Genomic DNA, 3,911 nt, shown 5'->3' on the forward strand with positions numbered 1-3,911 from the left:
CCTGCGTGTTGAGCGCAGGCGCGGTCCAGGCGCAAACGACTGGCCTGGACCTGGCCAAGAGCAAGGCCTGTATGGCCTGCCACCAGGTAGAGGCCAAGCGCGTGGGCCCGCCGTTGAAGAGTGTGGCGGAACGTTATGCGGGGCAGGGCGACGCCATGGTGGATTACCTGGCCGGCAAGATTCGTGGTGGTGGCCGCGGTGCCTGGGGTGCGGTTCCCATGCCTGCCCAAACCCATGTCAACCAGGAAGACGCCCGTCTGCTGGCCGAATGGATACTGTCGCTGGCACCGACCAAGCAGTAGGCTTATTCTTGATGCCCCGGCGTGAAGCGCGGGAAGTGGGCCGCGCGGCGTGGCCCCTTATCAATGAGGAATTGTCATGACAGAACAACCATCCCCAGGCAATGAGGTTGCCGTCCTTGGCGGCGGCTGCTTCTGGTGCGTCGAAGCGGTCTTCGTCGATCTGCGCGGCGTGAAGAGCGTGTTGCCCGGCTACAGCGGCGGGCACGTCGACAACCCCAGCTATGAGCAGGTGTGCGGCAAGGACACGGGCCATATCGAGGTCGCCAGAATCGAATTCGACCCCACCGAACTGTCGTTCAGTGACTTGCTGCGCGTGTTCTTCGCCACGCATGATCCCACCACGCCGGGCCGTCAAGGCAACGACATCGGTCCGCAGTACGAGTCGGCAATCTTCTGGCAGAACGAGTCTCAGCGTGAGCAAGCTGAAGCGGTCATTGCCGAGGTCGAGGCGCAACAGGTTTACGATGCGCCCATCGTCACCAAGCTGTTGGCGCCCGCCAAATTCTGGCAAGCCGAGGATTACCACAGCAACTACTTTGCCCTGCACCCCGAGCAAGGTTATTGCCAGTTCGTGATCGCACCCAAGGTTGCCAAGTTCCGCAAGCAATTCCAGGATCGTCTGAAGCGCTAACTGCCGCGTGGACGCCCGGGTCGGTTCGAACGGGCAAAAAAAACCTCACCATAAGGTGAGGCTACAAAGCCAGTGCCGATGCTAGGGCACTCGGGCACTGGCGGGGGAAGCGCTTACTCGACGTTCTTCACCACGCCGCGGCGCATCTGGTCCAGTTCGATCGATTCGAACAGGGCCTTGAAGTTGCCTTCGCCAAAACCGTCGTTGCCTTTGCGCTGGATGATCTCGAAGAAGATCGGGCCGATCTGGTTCTCCGTGAAGATCTGCAGCAAAAGGCCGCCACCAGGCGCGCCATCCAACAGGATACGGTTTTTCTGCAGGCGCGCCACATCTTCGCCGTGGTTAGGCAGGCGGCGGTCCAGCAGTTCGTAGTACGTTTCCGGCGTATCCAGAAATACCACACCCGACTCGCGCAGCGCTTCAATGGTGCTGTAGATGTCATCCGTCGCCATGGCAATGTGTTGGATGCCTTCGCCGCGGTACAGGTCCAGATATTCCTGGATCTGCCCCTTCTCCTCGGTGCCTTCCTCATTGATCGGAATGCGGATATTGCCGCACGGCGACGTCATCGCCTTCGACTTCACGCCCGTCACCTTGCCTTCGATATCGAAGTAGCGCACTTCACGGAAGTTGAACAGGCGTTCGTAAAATTCCGACCACTCGGCCATGCGGCCCTTGTGCACGTTGTGCGTCAAGTGGTCCACCAACGTCAAGCCGGCTCCGCGGTGGTTCAGGTCCGCCTGCGCATTGCCCGGATCCACGGGCACGAAGTCAACGTCGTAGATGCTGATGTCACCAATGCCGCCATGGCCTTCCTTACCCGTCCAGCGGTCAACCAGGTAGATGAGCGAGTCGCCGATGCCCTTGATGGCCGGAATGTTCAGTTCCATCGGCCCGCTGTGCGAGTCGAATCCCCATGCCCCCAGTTCCAACGCGCGCTTATACGCGGCATTGGCGTCTTGAACGCGGAAACCAATTGCACAGATCGACGGTCCGTGCAGACGCGCAAAGCGCTGGGCAAAGGAATCCGGCTCGGCATTGATCAGAAAATTCACGCCACCCTGACGGTACAGCGTGACGTCCTTGTGACGGTGTTTGGCGATGGCTTTGAAGCCCAGTAGTTCAAACACCTTGCGCAGCGCAGCGGGGTCCGGCGCGGCATATTCAATGAACTCGAACCCGGCGGTGCCCATCGGGTTGTCCCAGGGTTGGAAAGCGCTGCTCATAAGTCTGCTCCCTTGCATCGTTTTTCAGGACGACTTGTTATTCAAGTCTAGAAGAGGATTGTAGGTAGGATCGACGAGCAGACAATTGCAAACATGGCGTTGAACCGCCCTATTTGGGCAATAATATTGCCGAATATGAAAACTAAAGGGCAAAAAATGTCTGATATCGAGCTTGATAGGACAGATCTAAGGATTTTGGCTGAACTGCAGCGCGATGGACGCCTTAGCAACCAGGAACTGGCCGACCGCGTATCCCTGTCCCCCAGTCCCTGCTTGCGGCGGGTGCGCCGGCTGGAAGAGAAGGGCTTCATCAAAAAGTACGTGGCGCTGATCGACGCTGAGAAAGTTGGGCTCGGTCTGCTGGCCTACGTCAACATCCGCCTGAACAAGCATAGCGGCTCCAGTCACGCGCCAATGAGCGACTTCGCGCGCGACGTGCAGCTTTGGCCTGAAGTGGTCGAGTGCTATGCCATGTCTGGCGACATGGACTATCTGCTTCGAATCCAGGTGGCCGACCTGGCGCACTTTTCCCGTTTCGCCATGGACACATTGATGCGCCACCCTGCCGTGGTGGATATGCGTTCCTTCTTCGCGTTACAGCAGATCAAGGAAACCACCGAGCTAAGGCTGTGAGGTGAGGGCGGAGAGTAGGGTAGTGGTGTGCTCTATATATCTATATATATAGAGCGTGGTCTGCCTATATAGAGGTGCTACCGGAGCACCTCTATATAGAGTGCCGCGCGGCTCTTAAAGGGAGTGTCCCTATAAATGTTCACCTTTTTGAAAAATGGGTGTCATGTGGAGCCCCTAGTAGAAATTTCCGTGCTATAGTCTCGCTCCTTCGCAGTTCAGGCAGTTTTTGAACCGCGAAGCCAAGCAAGCGCAACAGGCCACCCGGCAAGCGATCCGCAAGGAAACCTACCCCGGCCTGCCGCGAAGCAGCCAGTAGTAGTTATGCAGGCAGCCAAGCGGTTATTGCAAGGATTGCAGCAAATCAGGCAAAAGCCAGTTGCGCAATCTGCAAAAATCGTGCTATAGTCTTGGGCTTGGCTGGTGATGGTGAATCAGGGTTTACCCGGATCAATATCGCAAGCCACCTGGTTCAGTAACCAACCTCTGGATTCCAGAGCCAACGCAAGCGTAAGCGAGCGGCGGGGTTGCAAGATAGGATGCAAATTAGGCAAGAGCCGGTTGCATAATCTGCAAAAGTTGTGTTATAGTTTCAGGCTTGGCAGCTGCCGAAAACTTAGGGTTAACCCGAATGGGTGTTCTGATGTTTCGATAGCTGCTAAGAGAGGGTGATCTGAAGAGGTCGCAAGCAAGAAAGCGGTGGCGCGAAAGCGAACGAAGCTGGCTTGACAAGCGATAAAAACTTCTTCATAATCTCGCCTCTCTGCTGCTGAAAACAGCGAGCGACGCAAAGCGAAAGCCGCAGCGAAGCGAGCAAGTTCAGTAAGTGGCAAGAAGTTGGTAGTACAGAATTTAGCAGTACCGCTCTTTAACAATTAAACAACCGATAAGTGTGGGCGCTTGATGCGATGCACTGTGATCAAGTTGGGAGTCAAATCCTGGCTTTATCACAAGCACAATGAAATCAAGTGCTCACTAGAAGTGAAGTACCTTAGACGTCAAGTTTAAGAACATACCTCACTTCCTTTGAGTAGCGACGTATGACCTGGTTCGGATTTATTCGGACCAAGAATACGAAACAAATACAGAGATTAAACTGAAGAGTTTGATCCTGGCTCAGAT

Annotated in this window: 4 protein-coding genes; 3 read left to right on the plus strand and 1 reads right to left on the minus strand. The window is 55.9% G+C overall.

Annotated features, from left to right (window positions below):
* Positions 1–5 precede the first annotated feature (5 nt).
* Together ACE04A_RS30120 and msrA are read left to right on the plus strand one after the other, a co-directional pair.
* Entirely contained in the window at positions 6–302 is a 297-nt protein-coding gene (locus ACE04A_RS30120) for a c-type cytochrome (RefSeq protein WP_485820818.1), read from the plus strand.
* Between the two features lie 76 nt (positions 303–378).
* Positions 379–933: a peptide-methionine (S)-S-oxide reductase MsrA gene (gene msrA / locus ACE04A_RS30125; RefSeq protein ID WP_259253086.1), complete on the plus strand. Its 555-nt coding sequence runs from the start codon at positions 379–381 to the stop codon at positions 931–933.
* Positions 934–1,046: 113 nt separating this feature from the next.
* Here msrA and hppD read toward each other — a convergent pair whose 3' ends face one another.
* A complete protein-coding gene (gene hppD, locus ACE04A_RS30130; protein ID WP_100853124.1) occupies positions 1,047–2,159 on the minus strand; it encodes a 4-hydroxyphenylpyruvate dioxygenase in 1,113 nt (370 codons plus the stop codon).
* A gap of 156 nt (positions 2,160–2,315) precedes the next feature.
* On the opposite strand from hppD, the gene ACE04A_RS30135 reads away from it, so the two are divergent.
* Positions 2,316–2,792 (plus strand): Lrp/AsnC family transcriptional regulator, encoded by a 477-nt coding sequence (locus ACE04A_RS30135; RefSeq protein WP_175134542.1) that lies wholly within the window; start codon positions 2,316–2,318, stop codon positions 2,790–2,792.
* The last annotated feature ends 1,119 nt before the right edge of the window (positions 2,793–3,911 follow it).

Source organism: Achromobacter colocynthidis, from assembly GCF_057334535.1.